This is a genomic window from Anaerostipes sp. 992a (genome assembly GCF_001940245.1).
Lineage (GTDB): Bacteria > Bacillota > Clostridia > Lachnospirales > Lachnospiraceae > Fimousia.
The window spans coordinates 857149-875447 of record NZ_MJIG01000004.1; the positions used below are offsets into that span (position 1 = coordinate 857149).

At 40.5% G+C, this 18299-nt stretch carries 17 protein-coding genes and 1 pseudogene; 3 read left to right on the top strand and 15 right to left on the bottom strand.

The genetic code is table 11. The features are described 5' to 3' along the window. Positions 1-4: 4 nt before the first annotated feature. The 8 genes and pseudogenes from BHF69_RS14845 to acpP all read right to left on the bottom strand — a co-directional run bounded on the left by BHF69_RS14845 (position 5) and on the right by acpP (position 7241). Positions 5-1707, bottom strand: a pseudogene (locus BHF69_RS14845) (acetyl-CoA carboxylase carboxyltransferase subunit alpha). A gap of 2 nt (positions 1708-1709) precedes the next feature. Then, the gene (locus BHF69_RS08525; protein ID WP_075670621.1) at positions 1710-3071 is read right to left on the bottom strand and encodes an acetyl-CoA carboxylase biotin carboxylase subunit; all 1362 of its coding nucleotides are present in this window, start codon (positions 3069-3071) and stop codon (positions 1710-1712) included. 14 nt (positions 3072-3085) lie between these two features. After that, complete coding sequence (fabZ, locus tag BHF69_RS08530; protein ID WP_075670623.1) at positions 3086-3511, bottom strand: 3-hydroxyacyl-ACP dehydratase FabZ; 426 nt, start codon at positions 3509-3511, stop codon at positions 3086-3088. A 13-nt stretch (positions 3512-3524) separates the two neighbouring features. Beyond that, positions 3525-3950 carry an acetyl-CoA carboxylase biotin carboxyl carrier protein gene (accB, locus tag BHF69_RS08535; protein ID WP_075670625.1) on the bottom strand — a complete coding sequence of 142 codons (426 nt, stop codon included), beginning with the start codon at positions 3948-3950 and terminating at the stop codon, positions 3525-3527. Between the two features lie 9 nt (positions 3951-3959). Continuing rightward, positions 3960-5204: a beta-ketoacyl-ACP synthase II gene (gene fabF, locus BHF69_RS08540; RefSeq protein ID WP_075670627.1), complete on the bottom strand. Its 1245-nt coding sequence runs from the start codon at positions 5202-5204 to the stop codon at positions 3960-3962. A 12-nt stretch (positions 5205-5216) separates the two neighbouring features. After that, complete coding sequence (gene fabG / locus BHF69_RS08545; protein ID WP_075670629.1) at positions 5217-5957, bottom strand: 3-oxoacyl-[acyl-carrier-protein] reductase; 741 nt, start codon at positions 5955-5957, stop codon at positions 5217-5219. Beyond that, positions 5951-6877: an ACP S-malonyltransferase gene (fabD, locus tag BHF69_RS08550; protein ID WP_075670631.1), complete on the bottom strand. Its 927-nt coding sequence runs from the start codon at positions 6875-6877 to the stop codon at positions 5951-5953. Before fabD ends, fabG begins: the two co-directional genes overlap by 7 nt. 130 nt (positions 6878-7007) lie before the next feature. Further along, on the bottom strand, positions 7008-7241 hold the full coding sequence (acpP, locus tag BHF69_RS08555; RefSeq protein WP_075670633.1) for an acyl carrier protein: 234 nt from the start codon (positions 7239-7241) through the stop codon (positions 7008-7010). Positions 7242-7540: 299 nt separating this feature from the next. Here acpP and BHF69_RS08560 point away from each other — a divergent pair, with 299 nt between their 5' ends. From BHF69_RS08560 to BHF69_RS08570, 3 genes are all read left to right on the top strand, one after another. Beyond that, positions 7541-8809: an SLC13 family permease gene (locus tag BHF69_RS08560; RefSeq protein ID WP_075670635.1), complete on the top strand. Its 1269-nt coding sequence runs from the start codon at positions 7541-7543 to the stop codon at positions 8807-8809. A 14-nt stretch (positions 8810-8823) separates the two neighbouring features. Beyond that, the gene (locus BHF69_RS08565) at positions 8824-9321 is read left to right on the top strand and encodes a hypothetical protein (protein ID WP_075670637.1); all 498 of its coding nucleotides are present in this window, start codon (positions 8824-8826) and stop codon (positions 9319-9321) included. Positions 9322-9616: 295 nt separating this feature from the next. Next, positions 9617-9889: a hypothetical protein gene (locus tag BHF69_RS08570; protein ID WP_143249515.1), complete on the top strand. Its 273-nt coding sequence runs from the start codon at positions 9617-9619 to the stop codon at positions 9887-9889. Positions 9890-10017: 128 nt separating this feature from the next. On the opposite strand, the gene BHF69_RS14165 is transcribed toward BHF69_RS08570, so the two are convergent. From BHF69_RS14165 to BHF69_RS08600, 7 genes are all read right to left on the bottom strand, one after another. Beyond that, on the bottom strand, positions 10018-10179 hold the full coding sequence (locus tag BHF69_RS14165) for a hypothetical protein (protein WP_158022566.1): 162 nt from the start codon (positions 10177-10179) through the stop codon (positions 10018-10020). Positions 10180-10310: 131 nt separating this feature from the next. Further along, positions 10311-12464 (bottom strand): glycogen debranching protein, encoded by a 2154-nt coding sequence (locus tag BHF69_RS08575; protein WP_075670641.1) that lies wholly within the window; start codon positions 12462-12464, stop codon positions 10311-10313. Between the two features lie 17 nt (positions 12465-12481). After that, complete coding sequence (locus tag BHF69_RS08580) at positions 12482-13519, bottom strand: NAD(P)-binding domain-containing protein (RefSeq protein WP_075670643.1); 1038 nt, start codon at positions 13517-13519, stop codon at positions 12482-12484. Positions 13520-13571: 52 nt separating this feature from the next. Further along, complete coding sequence (locus BHF69_RS08585; protein ID WP_075670645.1) at positions 13572-14348, bottom strand: hypothetical protein; 777 nt, start codon at positions 14346-14348, stop codon at positions 13572-13574. A gap of 137 nt (positions 14349-14485) precedes the next feature. Then, the gene (locus BHF69_RS08590; protein WP_330393090.1) at positions 14486-15064 is read right to left on the bottom strand and encodes a sugar transferase; all 579 of its coding nucleotides are present in this window, start codon (positions 15062-15064) and stop codon (positions 14486-14488) included. Between the two features lie 177 nt (positions 15065-15241). Next, complete coding sequence (locus BHF69_RS08595) at positions 15242-15730, bottom strand: hypothetical protein (RefSeq protein WP_075670649.1); 489 nt, start codon at positions 15728-15730, stop codon at positions 15242-15244. Positions 15731-16054: 324 nt separating this feature from the next. Continuing rightward, the gene (locus BHF69_RS08600; protein ID WP_075670651.1) at positions 16055-18154 is read right to left on the bottom strand and encodes a transglutaminase domain-containing protein; all 2100 of its coding nucleotides are present in this window, start codon (positions 18152-18154) and stop codon (positions 16055-16057) included. Positions 18155-18299 lie beyond the last annotated feature (145 nt).

Genomic DNA, 18299 nt, shown 5'->3' on the forward strand with positions numbered 1-18299 from the left:
ACATTTAAAAACTGCGAAAACGTTCATAACGCTCGTTTGCGAGTTCTTCTCCTGATTTCTTTTTATTTTCATCGATAAAATGAATGATATCTTTCTTCATTTCATCTGTGATTTCCAAAATATTATCCAGAGATACCGGTTCTGGCTCCCGGATGATCTTTTCAATCAATCCAAGTTCTTTTAAGTCCACTGCCGTAATCTTCATAACATCCGCTGCTTCTGCTGCACGCATACTGTCCTTCCACAAGATAGATGCGAATCCTTCTGGAGACAGAATGGAATACATGGAATTTTCCATCATCCAGACTTCATTGGCTACCGCCATGGCAAGAGCACCACCAGAGCCTCCTTCTCCAATAAAGATCGATAAAACCGGCACCTTTAAGGATGACATCTCGAAAAGATTTCTCGCAATGGCCTCTCCCTGTCCTCGTTCTTCTGCTTCCAGTCCACAGAAAGCACCTGGTGTATCCACAAAGCAGATGATCGGACGATGAAACTTCTCAGCCTGTTTCATCAAACGTAAGGCCTTTCTATATCCTTCTGGCGAAGGCATCCCAAAATTTCTCTTAATATTTTCTTTTGTCGTACGACCTTTTTGCTGACCGATCACAGTTACATAACGGCCATCGATGGATGCCACACCACCTACAATGGCACCGTCATCTCCAAAATAACGGTCTCCATGAAGCTCTACAAAGCAGTCAAAGATGGTTCCAATATAATCTAAGCTGGTTGGTCTTTCTGCACTTCTGGCGATCATAACCCTGTCCCATGCTGATAACTTTTCTGCCATGATTATTCACCTGACCTTTCTTCGTCGTATTCCTGATTCTTACAGCTTCTGATAATCGCACTTAGTACCCTTCTCATGTTCTTGCGCTCTACGATCTTATCTACAAATCCATGTTCCAATAGGAATTCAGATGTCTGGAAGCCTTCTGGCAGCTTTTGACCGATGGTCTGCTCGATGACACGAGGACCTGCAAATCCGATCAATGCTCCCGGTTCTGCCAAGATCACATCTCCTAGCATAGCAAAGCTTGCAGTCACCCCTCCAGTCGTAGGGTCCGTCAATACAGTAATGTACAATAAGCCTGCTTCATCATGGCGTTTTAATGCCTGTGAGGTCTTTGCCATCTGCATCAAAGATACCATACCCTCCTGCATTCTGGCTCCACCAGAACAGGTATAAATGATGATCGGAAGCCTTAACTTCGTTGCCTTTTCTACTGCACGGGTAATCTTCTCTCCAACCACTTCTCCCATGCTTCCCATCATAAAATCAGCCCCCATTACTGCGATGACTACTTCTTCACCACGGATGGTTCCTTTTCCGGTTACGACCGCTTCCTGTAAGTTGGTGGCAGACTGGGTATGCTCTAATTTCTTTTTATAGCCAGGGAAGTTTAAAGGATCACTGGTTTCTAAATTCCGATCCCATTCTTCAAAAGTTCCTTTATCCAGAATCATTGCAATTCTTGTCTTTGGACGGATACGAAAATAACTTCCGCAATGAGGACAGACATGATAATTCTTAACGATATCTTCTCCATAAACTGGCTTTCCACATGTTTCACATTTCTTAAAAATGCCATCTGGTGCTTCATATTCCAATAAAGACTCTTTTGCCTTTTTCATCGTTTCCATTATCTTTTTTTCATTAGAGGAAACGGTTCTTTTTTTAAACATATCCTTTAATGCCATGATTATTCACCTGCTTTTTCCCGTTCTTTGGCAAACCGCTCAATAAATCCGGTATCCACATTTCCTTCAATAAAATCTTTGTGATTGATAATATCATACTGGTAATCAATATTTGTCTTTACGCCCTGAAGTACCAGCTCTCCAAGGGCACTGTTCATCTTCTTGATGGCCAGCTCACGATTTTGATCATGTACGATCAGCTTCACTACCATAGAATCATAATATGGTGGAATTTTATATCCAGAATACAGTGCGGAATCAACACGGATTCCTTTTCCCCCAGGAAAATGTACATCGGTTACTTCTCCTGGACATGGCATAAAATCATGGTCCGTATCCTCTGCATTGATACGACATTCAATAGCATGCCCATGAATCTTGATATCATCCTGATGATATGGGAGCTTCTTGTTATCTGCAATGAGGATCTGCTCTCTGATCAGATCTACCCCTGTCACCCATTCTGTAACTGGATGTTCTACCTGGATTCTAGTATTCATCTCAATAAAATAATAATGATTGTCTTTATCTAATAAAAATTCAATGGTTCCGGCACTGTAATACCCGGCTGCTTTGGCCGCTTTTACCGCAACTGCTCCCATTTCTTTTCGTAACTGATCGCTGATAGCGATGGATGGAGATTCTTCGATCAATTTTTGATGACGTCTCTGAATCGAACAATCACGCTCTCCCAAATGAACTACATTTCCAAACTTATCTGCTATGATCTGAAATTCAATGTGGCGTGGATCTCTGACGAACTTTTCAATATACATAGTATCATCGCCAAATCCATTCTTCGCCTCCATCTGTGCAGTTTTAAACTGTGCTTCAAATTCTTCGGAAGACTCTGCAATTCGCATGCCCTTTCCTCCGCCTCCGGCAGAAGCTTTGATCATAACTGGATAGCCCATTTCATCTGCCAGCTTCTTACCTTCTTTCGCATCATAAACTGGATCCTTTGTACCAGGAACAACCGGTACACCAGCATCCATCATAGTCCTTCTAGCTTCTGATTTATTTCCCATCTTATCAATGATATCTGCAGAAGGGCCGATAAATGTAATCTTACACTTTTCACACATTCTTACAAATTTACTGTTTTCTGATAAGAATCCAAAGCCTGGATGGATGGCATCTGCTCCGCAGGCAAGTGCCGCACTGATGATGCTTTCCATACTCAGATAGCTGTCTTTTACTGCCGCCGGTCCAATACAGATTGTCTCATCTGCCAGCTGAGAATGCAGGGCATCCTTATCCGCTTCTGAGCAGATTGCTACGGATAAAATTCCCATTTCACGACAGGCACGAATGATACGAACCGCTATCTCACCTCGGTTAGCAATTAATATTTTTCTAAACATTTTAAAACCCCCGCTTATCCGAGCATAAATGTCAGCTCACCAGAACATACAACCTTACCGTCTACACGAGCTGTTCCTTTTCCAACGCCTACTGGTCCTTTCACCTTGATCATTTCCACTTCTAATTCCAATACATCTCCTGGTGTTACTTTTCCACGGAATTTACATTTGTTGATCCCGCCGAAAAATGCCAGCTTTCCTTTGTTTTCTTCGGCTGCCAGGCAGCATACAGCTCCCACCTGTGCCAGTGCTTCCACGATCAATACACCAGGCATTACCGGCATCTGAGGAAAATGTCCAGCGAAAAATGGTTCATTAAATGTTACACATTTCTTCCCTACCGCTCTCTGCCCGATTTCTAATTCTTCAATACGGTCTACCAATAAGAATGGAGAACGATGAGGAATGATTTCCTGAATCTGTTTTGTATCTAATACCATAATGATTTCCTTTCTATTTTACGACGATCAATGGCTGTCCATATTCTACCATCTGTTCATTTTCAACGAGAATTGCAGTTACGACTCCATCATACTCACTTTCCACTTCGTTCATCAGCTTCATTGCCTCTACAATTCCGATGGTCTGACCTTTCTTTACCGTATCTCCTACCTGAACAAATGGCTCCGCCCCTTCTGATGGAGCTGCATAGAAGGTTCCTACGAGAGGTGCTACGACCTCCTTACCATCGATCGCTGGTTCTGCCCCTTCGGTCTCAACCATTACCTGCGCTGCAGCTACTGGAGCGGCAACCGTACCAGTTACGGTTACCTGTGGTTTTTTAATTACAATTTTATAATCATCTTCTTCGTATTTAAATTCTTCGATATTGGCAGAAGAAACTGCTTTAATCAAATCCAGCATTTCCTTTACTTCCATCTTGGCACCCTACCCTTCGTATTTTTTAATCAACAAGGTTGCATTATGTCCACCAAATCCTAAGGAGTTGGACATTGCATAATTTACGGTTCTATCTGTTACCGGCTCTAATGTGTAATTTAAATCACATTCTTCATCCGGCACCTGTAATCCAACGGTTGGATGGATATAATCTTCCATCACAGATTTTACACATGCGATAAATTCAATTCCACCAGCTGCTCCTAATGCATGACCGATCATGGATTTTGTAGAGCTGATATTGACATCCTTTGCACTTTCCCCAAATGCCTTCTTGATTGCCAGTGTCTCAAATGCATCGTTGGCATGTGTGCTAGTTCCATGAGCATTGATGTAATCTACCTCTTCCGGCTTAATCTCTGCTTCATTCATAGCAAATTCCATAGCTCTTGCGGCACCTTCTCCGTCTTCTGCAGGAGAAGTAATATGGAACGCATCTCCGGTAGAGCCATATCCTACTACTTCTGCCAGGATCTTAGCTCCTCTTGCTTTTGCGTGTTCATATTCTTCTAAAACGACAATTCCTGCACCTTCTCCCATGACAAATCCATCTCTTTCTTTGTCAAATGGAATGGAACATCTCTCTGGGTTTTCAGATGAGGATAATGCTGTCAGCGCTGCAAATCCAGCCACGCTGATCGGAGTAATGGCTGCCTCTGTACCACCAGCTACCATCACATCTGCTTCTCCAACCTGAATACTTCGAAACGCATCTCCAATACAGTTCGTACCTGTTGCACATGCAGTTACCACATTGACACATTTTCCACGTAAGCCAAACTGGATGGCTACATTTCCTGCTGCCATATTAGAGATCATCATAGGCACCATTAACGGAGAAACGCGGTTTGGTCCTTTCTTGGAAAGCTTTTCGCATTCCTTTTCCACTACCTGTAAGCTTCCCACACCAGAACCAACAGCAACACCGATTCTTGCTGTATCTTCCTTTTCCAGATCCAGACCAGAATCCTCTAATGCTTCCTTGGATGCAGCAATGGCATACTGGGAGAATAAGGACAATCTTCTAGCTTCTCTCGCACTGACATATTTCTTAGGATCAAATCCTTTAACCTCTGCTGCTAACTTTGCTTTATATTCAGATGCATCAAAATATGTGATCGGTGCAAATCCGATTTTCTGTTCTTTGATGCTGCTCCAAAATTCATCTACAGAATTTCCAATTGGGGTAATGGCACCCATTCCTGTTACTACAACTCTTCTTAAATTCTTCATCGTCTGTCACCTCTACATTCCCATTCCGCCATCAACCTGCAGTGTCTGGCCTGTAATATATGTTGATTTATCTGATGCTAAAAATGCAACTGCTTCCGCGATATCTTCTACCTCTCCCATTCTCTTTAAAGGTACCTGGCTCAAGATGCCTTCCTTCACTTCATCTGGAAGGATATCTGTCATTTCTGTGCGAATGTAACCTGGTGCGATCGCATTGACACGAATTCCTCTGGAACCGATTTCTCTGGCCAAAGATTTTGTCATACCGATCAGTCCCGCCTTAGATGCACAGTAATTGATCTGTCCTGCATTTCCGATCACTCCGGATACAGAAGACATATTAATGATACTTCCGCTTCTCTGCTTTAACATGATTCTGGATACATGCTTCATACAGTTAAAAGCACCTTTTAAGTTGACTTCGATGACCTTATCAAAATCTTCTTCTTTCATCTTCATAACCAGATTGTCTCTTGTAATTCCTGCATTATTTACCAGGATATCGATACGTCCAAATTCTTTCTTTACATCCGTGATCATATTCTTAGCTGTATCAAAATCAGAAACATCTCCCTGATAGGTCTTCGCTTCTCCACCAGCCGCCTGGATTTCTGCTACAACCTCTTCTGCTTTTTCCTTAGAGCCGCAGTAATTTACGATTACAGTAGCTCCATAACCTGCTAATGTCTTTGCAATCTGTCTGCCGATTCCACGGCTTGCTCCTGTTACAATGGCAATTTTTCCTGTTAGCATGAAGTTACCTCCTTCAATTTTTCCAAATCTTCCACTTTCTCTATATTCAAAATCTTCACTTTACGATTTACTTTTTTTACAAAACCAGACAATGTCTTTCCTGGTCCGATTTCAATAAAAGTATCCGCTCCGTCTTCCAACATCTTTTCTACAGATTGTTCCCAACGGACAGAAGAATAAACTTGTTTTCCTAATAATTCTTTTACCTGTGCAGCTTCTGTTACGAAATCAGCTGTGGTATTAGCCACATATGGAACTTCCGGTTCGTTGATCTGCACATCCTTTAATACATCCAGAAGCTTTTCTCCTGCTTCCTTTAACATATAAGAGTGAAATGGTCCGCTGACCTTTAATGGTACCACTCTTCTTGCTCCTGCTTCTTTTAAGCTTTCTCCAGCCTTCTTTACTGCGTCTGTCTCTCCAGAAATAACAATCTGGCCAGGGCAGTTATAATTAGCGATAGTTACGATTCCCTCTGTCTGCTCACAGATTTCTTCGATCAATTCCTTCTTAGTCCCTAAAACTGCAGCCATTGCACCCTGTCCCAATGGCACAGTATCCTGCATTAAGATTCCTCTCTGACGTACCACCTTCACTGCATCTTCAAATGACATTGTGCCATTTGCTACCAGTGCACAGTATTCTCCAAGGCTCAGTCCGGCTGTCATATCTGCCTTGATCCCTGCCTTCTCCACCTGCTTCAAGATTGCAATACTTGCGGTTACCATCGCTGCCTGTGTATATTCTGTCATATTGATCTTTTCATTTTCTTCAAAGCACAGCTCTTCCATGCTAAAGCCTAAAGCCTTTGATGCCTGCTCAAATACTTCTCTGCTGTCTTCAAACTGATCATAAAAATCCTTTGCCATACCTACATACTGTGCTCCCTGTCCAGGAAACATAAATACAACTTTGCCCATGTTACACCTCATTCTCATACTGTTCACTATTCATTACTTTGATTTCCGAATACTTTGAAATCCAAACTAATATTTTTCTAAAAAAGTGGCTTATAATCAAGTACGGTTGATTATAAGCCGTGTATTCTTCTTAGTCTTCTACACCTTTGTTCTTTAAGTAGTTGATAACATCTCCTACGGTATTTAAGTTTGTTAAATCTTCAGAAGGGATATCTACATCATATTCTTCTTCTAAAGCCATAACTAATTCAAATAAATCTAAAGAATCTGCATCTAAATCATCTTTAAAAGATGTTTCTAATTCTACTTCGCTTTCGCTAACACCTAACTGCTCAGCAATGATTTCTTTCATTTTTTCTAACATAACTTTAATCTCCTTTAATAAACCCTAATAATCATTTTAAATAGTTTGATAGTCAAAGTATACCTTCCAGTACCCCCTTTGTCAAGCTATTTCCATATGTTTCTTTTCTAATCACTATTATAATGACCCATTTCCCCGTATGCAACTCTTTTTTTTATGGATGAACACATTTCATGAAACGTCTTTTAAACTTTTGTATAAAATTAAAAACATACAAAAAAGTTATTGCAAAATGAAAAAATTGGGTCTACATTATTCAAGAAAGTTTAATACTTACCTATTAAAAGGAGGAACGCAAAATGACAATTCAACAAATTATTGCCGTCGTTATTTTCATAGTAACTATGACAGCAATCATGACAGAAAAGGTCCATCGTACCGTAGCTGCCATGACTGGTGCCATTTTATTATTGGTAACCGGTATCTTAAGTCTTGATACTGCAATTGGATATGTGGATGTAAATACCTTAGGCGTATTGGTAGGAATGATGTTATTTGTCGGCATCGTCAAAAATTCCGGAATCTTTGAATACATAGCCATCAAAGCAGCAAAGCTTGCCAAAGGACGCCCATGGCCTATCATGGTAGCTTTCATTGTGATCACAGCTGTCCTTTCTGCCTTTTTAGATAACGTAACAACCGTTTTATTGGTAGGACCTATGACTCTGGCCATTACAAAAATGCTGAATGTAAACCCAATTCCATATATTATGACGCAGATTATGGCATCTAACATCGGTGGTACTGCCACTTTGATCGGTGACCCACCAAACATTATGATCGGAAGTGCTGCCGACCTTGGATTTGGTGACTTCTTGTTAAATACTGGTATGGCTTCTATCATCGTTTTAATCATCAGTATTTTGTGCTATTATGTATTGTATCGAAAACAACTGATCGTAGATGAAGCAAATATTAAAAAAGTCATGGCTCTGGATGAGAAAAAATCCATTGTCAATCCGGCATTAATGAAAAAGAGTATTCTCATGCTCTGCCTGGTCGCTCTGGGATTCATTCTCCATAGCCAGTTACATTTAGAGTCCTGTTACATCTCTCTATCTGCCGCCTGCATTATGCTGCTGATCGGGAAACAGGATCCAGAAGAAATCATCGCTACTGTAGAGTGGTCTACGATTCTATTCTTTATCGGTTTATTCGTCGTTGTCGGCGGACTGGAGCAGGTAGGCATTATTGACAGCCTTGCACATGGTCTGGTGGACATCACAGGTGGCAATATGTTGATCACCATGATGGCAATTTTATGGATTGCAGCGATTGTTTCTGCATTTTTGGATAATATTCCATTTGTGGCTACCTTGATTCCACTGATCATAACCATTGGAAAGACCGGCATGGATATTACTCCTTTATGGTGGGCACTGTCTCTTGGCGCATGTCTGGGTGGTAATGGTACCTTGATCGGTGCCTCTGCCAATGTGGTCTTATCTGGCATCAGCAATAAGGCCGGCCATAAGATTACCTTTGCCTCCTACTTTAAGGTTGGTTTTCCAATGATGATCCTATCCATCATCATAAGCAGCATCTTTTTATTAATCCGCTTTGCATAAGGGAGGAATGATATATGAAATTATCTGTAAGTGGAGATTATATCAATATGCTTCTGCGTCAAATGGGCGCAACCAGCATCAAACATTTTGACAGTAAGATGAACATCGTAAACTTCGATCTGGGAGATGGACTGATCGTATCTTATGTATATAATGTCACAAGAAAAAATAAATACTTTCTTCAGCGTATGCGCCCGTACTCCTTAGTAGAAGGCTTTTACGCTACAGAAGAAGAAATCATTGAGTTTATCCGCAAAGATATCGCCAGATTTAAAAACGCGAAAAACAGCAAGAACTTTAATACTTTCCTGTTAATTTCCCATCTGGGTCATCATGTATCTTCCCATATCGAAGAATTATTCTTAAATTATAACGTTCCGGAAGAACAGATGCGAAAGATTGAAAAGGAACTGGAAGATTCTCTCTACGATATTCTGGAAATGTTCCACAAATGCGAAAAAATTGATGTGGAAGGAAAGCAGGACGAAACGAATTCTAATTTGGACGAATAAAGAGAGAAATCATCTTCCAATACACCGTACGTCATAAAGCTCATGAGTGTTTTTGTAAATAAATGTAAATTATAATTGGCTTTTCTGACACGAAATGTTATAATATTACCATCTGGTAAAATATGGAAAACAATAAATATTGAACCATCTGGCCAGAAATATTATACTAGAAGGAGAATGAGAAGATGTCAGAAAAAACCGAAGGATGATGGAGCGATGCCGAAAATTAGAGGAATCCATAGGAAAAGGTGTTCTGGCAGAATTTCTAAGAAAGAACAGAGATGAGGTGCGGGACATGATTTTGACAGAGTATAATGAACAAAAGCATATCGAAAACGAAAAAAAATGGAGTTACGAAGAGGGATTACAGCTGGGCGAGGAAATCGGTGAAGCACGAGGAAGACGGCTGGGTGAAAAAATTGGAAAAATGCAAGCAGTTAAGGATATGATCATACGATTATCTCAAAAAAAAGAGATTTCTTTAAAAGAAGCTATGGAAATGCTGGATATCCCGGAAGAATATCAAAATGAGTATCTTGATCTAATTAAAAGTAACGATAACAAGTAATAGAATAAATGCGGGTTTTATGGACTAAATGAAGAAGAAAATTTCTCCTCCTGCGCCTAGGATGCCAGAACGTAAGAACAACCAAAGCTGTCTGGATTTACCCCCGAGCCAAACCCTAATCCGCTCCGCTAGTCGGGCTTGGCATGGCACAAGACGAACTGCCTTCTTTTTTTCCATAACAGTTGGAAAGGTAAGTAAACTTCCCTACCAACTGTCCTATGGAAAACAGTCATCTTCGATGCCTGAAGCAGTTCTGGTGATAGAATCCAGCCAACAGGTTGTTCTAACATTCCGCATATGTCGCTTTCGGAGAAGTTTTCTTCTTTGCCATGTTCCGTTTCTCCATATGAATATAGGAAAAACATGTATCAGATTTGGAAGCTCCGAAGCCTGATTGCTTCTGGAATGATTTCGTTCTCACTCAGCATTCTTGATCCGGCTGATAAAAGCTTCTTGCCGTAAAGACAGCAACGGTCCGTGGACGCAATACATACGTATCGATGACCCTCTTTTCCTCTCCTTCCGGATAACAATACCGCCCTTTTTCATCTCCATAAGTATCCACACTCAAATACCAGGAGCCTGCCATATGGAGCTGTGGTAAAGTAATCTCCACATCTTCCCAATAGCTGTTCACAGATACATAGACAATATCATCTCTGCCTTTTTCTTTATCATATCCAGCAAAGCTGACAGAAAACGTTCTTGCATCCCTTGGTATCGTAAGGTCCTCCGCATCAATATTGTGGGTATGCAAAAGATCCATGCCACAGATTGCATTTGGAAGCTTCTTTCGAATGACCACATGCTTCTTTCGATAATCGATCATAAACTGAAAGAACTTGAATAATTCTTTGTTCTTTTCTAGCAAAGACCAATCCAGCCAGGAAATCTCACCATCCTGGCAATAACAGTTATTATTTCCCTGCTGGGTATTGCCAAATTCATCTCCAGCTAAGAACATCGGTGTTCCCCTGCTGCACATCAGAACAGCACATGCATTCCGAATCATCCGATATCGCAGACTTAGCACTTCCGGGTCATCCGTCTCTCCTTCTGCCCCACAGTTCCAGCTACGGTTGTCATTGGCCCCATCCGTATTAAACCATCCATTGCTTTCATTATGCTTTTCATTATAGCTATAGAGATCATATAAGGTAAATCCATCGTGACAGGTAATAAAATTAATACATGAGTTATACCCGGCATAGGCCCCCGCGTAATCGGAATAGAGCCCTCCATACAAATCTCCAGAACCAGATACGCTCCAGGCTGCATTCCAGGATTCCCAATTTTCTCCTTTTAAAAATCCCCGAATAGAGTCTCTATAACGTCCATTCCATTCGGCCCATCTCTTATGTGCCGGGAAGCTTCCCACCTGATAGATTCCGCCAGCATCCCATGCCTCTGCGATCAGCTTCACATTGCTTAAAATAGGATCATTGGCCAGACTTTCCAGAAGCGGAGGATTGTTCATCGGAGAACCATCCTTGTTTCTTCCAAGAATCGATGCCAGGTCAAACCGAAATCCATCGATACGGTAGTGGATCGTCCAATACTGCAGACATTCCAGGATCATCTGCCGTACAATTGGATGATTGCAATTTAAGGTATTGCCACAGCCACTGAAATTATAGTAGTTTCCATCCGGTGTCAGCATATAATAAATCTGATTATCAATTCCTTTATAACTAAATGTTTTTCCCTGCTCATTTCCTTCTGCTGTATGATTAAATACTACGTCTAAGATTACCTCAATCCCATTGTTATGAAGCTCTCGAATCAATTCTTTTAACTCTCGCCCCTCATAATTGTATTCATCGGCTGCCGTATAGCTGGAGTTTGGTGCAAAGAAGCTGACTGTATTATAGCCCCAGTAATCGATCAGAGTTTTTCCCTTCACCTTACGAGGTGCCAGCATCTCATCAAATTCAAAAATTGGCATCAGCTCTACCGCATTAACCCCCAATTCCTTCAAATACGGAATCTTTTCCTTTAATCCTGCAAAAGTACCTTTGTGCTCCACTCCAGAAGAATCATGCTTTGTAAATCCTCTTACATGAAGCTCATAAATAATCAAATCACTCATTTCCCGCTTAGACTGCGGCATTTCGCCCCAATCGAAGGAATCACGGACCACTCTGGCATGATAAGTCGCTGTCTGCTTCTGTCCCCAGATTCTCTGCCCAGCCACCGCCTTTGCATAAGGATCCAGTAAAATATTATTCTTATCAAACAGCAGCCCCTTCTCCGGCTCATATGGGCCATCGATACGATATGCATATTCAAACTTTTCAATATCCAGATTAAAGACGATCATAGAATATACGTCTCCAATTTTATACTCCTCTGGAAATGGAAGCACTGCATATGGCTCTTCCTCTCCCCGATGAAAAAGCAGCAGCTCGCAACTGGTTCCCTCATGGGTATGAATGGTAAAATTTACTCCCATTGGAAGTACCGTTGCCCCATTGCTGTCAAAATAGCCCGGACGAACCGGATATCCACAAATCTCACCCATTGGTTTTACTTTCAGTGGAAATTCTGATATATATTTATGGTTATATTGCTTCATCTTCTTCCTCCTGTGTCTTATACCTCTTCTTCTGCAAATGCTTCCCATGGAATCTGAATCTTTTTGCCTCTGCTGATCACATCATCGATATGTAAAAGCAATGGATAATCTGATTCTTTTAAAACTCCTCTTTTGGCCATATCCCGAACAGCTCTGGCCGTTCGCTTGGCAATGACAACTGCCTCTACGGTCTCTCCAGCTAACATTTCTCTGGCTTCTTCATATGGAATTCCTTTTCCAAGCAAAATTCCCATTCTCCGGCTTCTTCCATTAAAGACCGTTACATACAGATCTCCAATTCCATGTACCAGATTTTCCGGGTTTCCTCCTACCACCTGAAGCAGACGGGACATCTCCTTCATACTCTGGCCAAATAACATAGCCTGTGCATCAAACAGCTTCATTCCATCCTCTCTTAATTCTTCCATTCCGATAGCAGTAGCCGTTGCCATGGCATATCCATTCTTTAATGCCACCGCACATTCCACCCCTGTAATGTCCGTAGAAAGGCTAATATGGTAATAATCCGTTGCCAAAAGCTTCTTAAACTTTCGAAGTACGTTCCTATCTTTTCCACAAAAAGCCACATGAGTCTGATCATGATTGGCTAATTTTAATGCAATACAAGGTCCTCCAATGGCATTTAAAGATAACTGCTTTCCTTCTGGAAGCATCCGTTCCCAATAATAGGGATATGGCGTTAAGGTCCCATCCTCCTCATTGATCAGACCCTTCGTTACGGTAATGACCTCCATGCCATCTGGCAGTTTCGGAAGAATCTCTGTTCCAAACCAGTCCACGCCAAAGCTGCTGACACCTCCGATGACCACATCAGCGCCTTCCATAGCCTGATCCAATTCTTCTATCTGATAATATTGTATCTTATCATATAACGTAGCTTTTAAGGTCTTATGATAATTGTTCTCTCTTAATCCATCAATGATCTCCCGGTCCAGGTGTGTCCCAACCAGTCTCACTTCGTGTCCATTTTCTATGGCTGGAAAGGTTAAAGCTGATCCCATCTGTCCTGCACCAATAATTGTAATTCTGCTCATACGATTCTCCTTCTTTTGTATCACATAGAGATGTGGAATATCTCCCACTCCGTTATTCTTGTGTCTCCTCTGATTCTTCCGTAACTGGTGCCTCCGTAGCCGGTGCTTCTGTAGCTGGCGCTTCCGTGGTTACCGTTTCTGTCGTAGCTGCTTCGGTTGTCGATGCTTCCGTGGCTGGTTCTCTTTCCTGTTCATCTGAGTCATCTCTCTGGTATTCCTGTCTGGAAGAAGTATTGGACTGCTCCTCCTGGGTCACTGCTTCTGTGGTCACTTCTTCTGTAGTAACCTCGCTCGTCGCTTCTGTCTTTTTCTCTTTCTTTTTCTTCTTTGCTTCTGTCGTCACTTCTGTGGAAGCTTCTTTCACTGCCTCCGTCGTCGGTTCCTGCCCTTTATGGTTACGAAAAGCCTTCACTGCCATGCCGCTGATAACTACGACTAGCAAAAGAATCAAAATACCAATGACTATGGCAATCTGCTTCTTCCTATCTTCCTTTGGCTGCTCTAAAAGCTCCTCCCTTGTCCAGTACTGACTACCGGTCTTGGAAGACTCTTCCCATTTATTTTCTACATCTTTGACGTCTTCTTCCATTACCACTTCTGGTTCTGTAAGCTCTTCTTCTATCTTTGGTTCTTGTTCGATGACCTGTTCCGGTTCTTCTGCCTCTGCTTTTTTTCGTCCCTGAAATTCCAAGATCAGATTACTCAGCCCTTCGGATAATTCTTGGGCTACCAGTTCCTTCTCTTCGTTGGTCTGTTCCCAATCTGGAACAATCCTTTCTGTATTTTTCTCGTTGATGGCTTCATCCCTTTCCTCTTTCAACCCGCTCAAATTTGGTACCTCCCTCTTTCTTTCGTATGAATAGATTTTAACACAAAAAGAGCCATTGCCGTGAAAGAAAATCAAAAAATTCCTTTCATTTTGCAATCGCTCTTTTTATCAGTTCTTCTAACTAAGCATTTATATGTTTACTCTGCTCCTTCACACATAAGTACCACTCTTATTGTTTTTAGAATAACCTTACAATCTGTCCAAAAACCTCGTTCCTGTATGTACTTTAAATCAAGTTCTACCCACTGGGCAAAATCACTGATGTTACTTCGCCCTTCACATTCCCGATAACATGCCAATCCTGTCTTAACATCCAGCCTGTGCATCTGATACTGTGTATATTGTGCTACCTCTGATGGAAGTGGTGGTCTTGGACCTACAATTGACATATCCCCCTGTAGCACATTCACCAACTGAGGTAATTCATCAATACTAGTTTTTCGAATAAATTTTCCAACCCTTGTAATTCTAGGATCATCTTTTATCTTAAATGCCGGACCGTCCATCTCATTTTGCTCTAATAGCTTCTCTTTCTTTTTATCTGCGTCCATGCACATGGAACGAAATTTATACATTTTAAATGTTCTTCCATGCTTTGTCATACGTGTCTGCGAATAGATCACTTCTCCTCTATCTTCTAATTTAATCGCAATAGCAATAATTAAAAATACAGGACTTAGCACGAATAATGCAAATGCTGATAAAACAATATCCATGAATCGTTTTCCTATTTCATAGCTTTTTTGGTTGATGCAAAACGTTCTTTTATAAGTAACGTTTTCTTTTCTTTGTATATTCTCTACTCCACTTATCATCTTCATCCCTCAATGAATCGGCCAACTTCCCTACTTTACAATTTATTCTCTCTATCTCAGACTACAGATATCCCACTATTATTTAATCGTAACTTTACATCCCTTTGATTCCTTAGAAAGAATAACGGTATTTCCATCATATTTCCACTGGATTTTTTTCTCTTTTTCTTTTCCATCCGCTCCAAGTTGTTCAGAAATTGCGTTTTCCAAAGATCCTGAGTCTGTCTTTTCAAATAGCAAAGTAATCGTGCTCACTTTTTTATCTTTTGCCGTTAAAGATGCTATAACATCCTCTCCGAATAACTTTGTCTTGTACTGATCCGCTTTTTCATCTGCACCAAACATCTTATATGTATTTGCCTCTTTTTTACCAATTCTCCCTACAAGCTTATCAAATGTAAACTCATCCTTCGCTACATTCAATCCTGGATCTGTCTCTACTGTTTCCTTTGTTGCCTTTGTTTCCTCTGTGGTACTCTTTTTCTCATCCGCTGTCCCACCACAACCTACACATACGGTCATAATAATGAGAAAGAATAGTATCTGCAGCTTTCTTTTCATTTTCATTGTTCCTCCTTATAATTCTTTATTCATACATTGTTTTTTATTATAGCATTTTCATTATTTATTTTTTTTAGTTTGTCATAATTACCCAGGTTATGGTCATAAAAAGTACTTTTCTGCTTAAATATGAATTATATTTTTATCTATAATTAAAAAAGCTTTAATCAATAATAATGCCATTAGATTCACTCTGTACAGTTCCTGCCAAAGACCATTGAGAATATGAAAGATCTAAAGTTAATGCTGGTCGTACACCAATGTTATTAAACACATGATCTCTATCAATATGGCTATACTGATCAATTTCACCTGTAATGGCTATGACTGTTACAGATTCCGCACCATTTCTGTTTTCACAAACAATTTTGCAACTTCTGAGGTTACACTATTTCCATTTTTATCGGTTACAACACAGCGATACTGCTGTCCATCTCTCGCTTCCGTAATCGGTACATTCACGGTTGCTGTCCTATTTCCACTCTGAGAGGAATTTCTCCAGTTTTTCCCATCATCATTACTAAACTGCCACTGATATTTTAATCCTTCTCCTGCAGCCTGAATAGTAAATACAGCTGTATCTCCTACATCTCCTGTATAATCTTCTGGCTGACTAGTGATTGTTAATTCTGTTCCAACAATTAGCTTTGCTGCTTCTGAGGTCACACTATTTCCATTTTTGTCGGTTACGACACAACGATATTGCTGCCCATCTCTTGCTTCTGTAATCGGTACATTCACAGTTGCTGTTCTACTTCCACTTTGAGAAGAATTTTTCCAGATTTCTCCTTTATTATTACTGTACTGCCATTGGTATTTTAGACTATTGCCTGTTGCTTTTACAGTAAATGATGCCGTATCTCCTACTACTCCAGTATAATCTTTGGGCTGGCTGTTAATTACCAATGTTTCCGCTTCCACTTTTAAAACTGCTGCCTCTGATATTATCTGATTACCTTCTGCATCTTTCACCATGCATCGATATAATTGACCGCTTCTAGCTTCTGTAATTGGCACACTTATGGTTTTTGTTCGGTTTCCACTTTGTGAAGAACTCTTCCATGTTGTTCCATTATCACCGCTAAACTGCCACTGATAGCTTAATCCTTTTCCAACTGCATCTACGGTAAATTGAGCGATATCTCCAACCCCTCCGGTATAATCAGATGGTTGCCCCACAATTGCCAACGCTTCCGCTTCCACGATTAAAACTGCCACATCTGATATGACCTGCTCGTCCTCTGTATCCTTGATTACACAGCGATACTGTTGACCATCTCTTGCTTCTGTCACTGGTACCTTTAATCTTGCTGTCTTATTCCCATTTTGAGAAGAATTCTTCCATGTTGTTCCACCATCACTGCTGAATTGCCACTGATAAAGTAAATCCGTTCCTTCTGCTTCTACAACAAATTCAGCAATATCTCCTGCCTTTCCTGTATAATCCACAGGCTGCTTTGTGATTATAATCATTGGAAGATCTTCATAATCCTTACTTGCCATTGGATAAGACTTTTGAAATTCATCCGTTGTATATTCCTCATCTCTCGTATGATCTCCGAAATTTTCATTGCATTTCAAGAAATAGCGATAGGATGAGCGACCAGCATCCCAAGTAGCATCCAAGTTATAATACTGATTCTTTAAATCAACAATATTCCATCCATGTGGACCTCCATTACCAACTCCAGTAATGACTCTTGCATCTATATTTAATTCCAATGCCATTCGATAGAATAATACTGCGTATCCCTGACATACAGCAGTTCCATCCATTAAAGCAGCATATGCCGTATACTTTAATTTGTATTCATCATCCTCCAGATTATCATAATCATATATTACATTATCACAAATATAATCATACACCGCCTGAATTTTTTTATAATTACTGGTATTCTCGATATTCAGTTGATTTAATACTGAATCCATCTTCTGATCCAAAGCTTCTTCCTGCTCTCTGGTAGTATAATATGTCATCGTGTAAGTTATCGTCATATAACATATATTATCAGAACGATAATAACTGGTACTTGATTTCCAACCTGCATACTGCCATCTTAAGTAATCACCTTCTTTAGGATTACCCGTATGCTTCATAGCATCTGCTACAATCCCTTTTACCAGTTCGGAACTATATTCCTCCGCTTGATATTGTATTGTGATTGTTTCTTCGCGACCGACAAGATGACTTCTCATATCATTACCAGCTTCTGAAATATTATCATAATATTCTTCTTCCGAAGCTGGTGCAATTCCCAATTCCGATGGTTGATTTAAATCCGATTCGTCTATTACATCCTGATACAATGGATTAATATACGTAATCTCTTTTGTTCCGCTTGCTTTCACATCAACTCCCAATGCCGATGTCATAACAGAAAGTATCAACAAAAAGCATAGCAATACTGCTGTTAATTGTTTTTTCATCTCTTACCTCCTAATGAACTATAATTGCATTCATTATACTATTTTTTACACTTTCAGAATCTGGATTGTCATAAATGACCTTTTTAGTTACAAAATCGGTTTTAGACTGGATGCTATCTCAAAAATGGGAGAAGGATAAACTCCT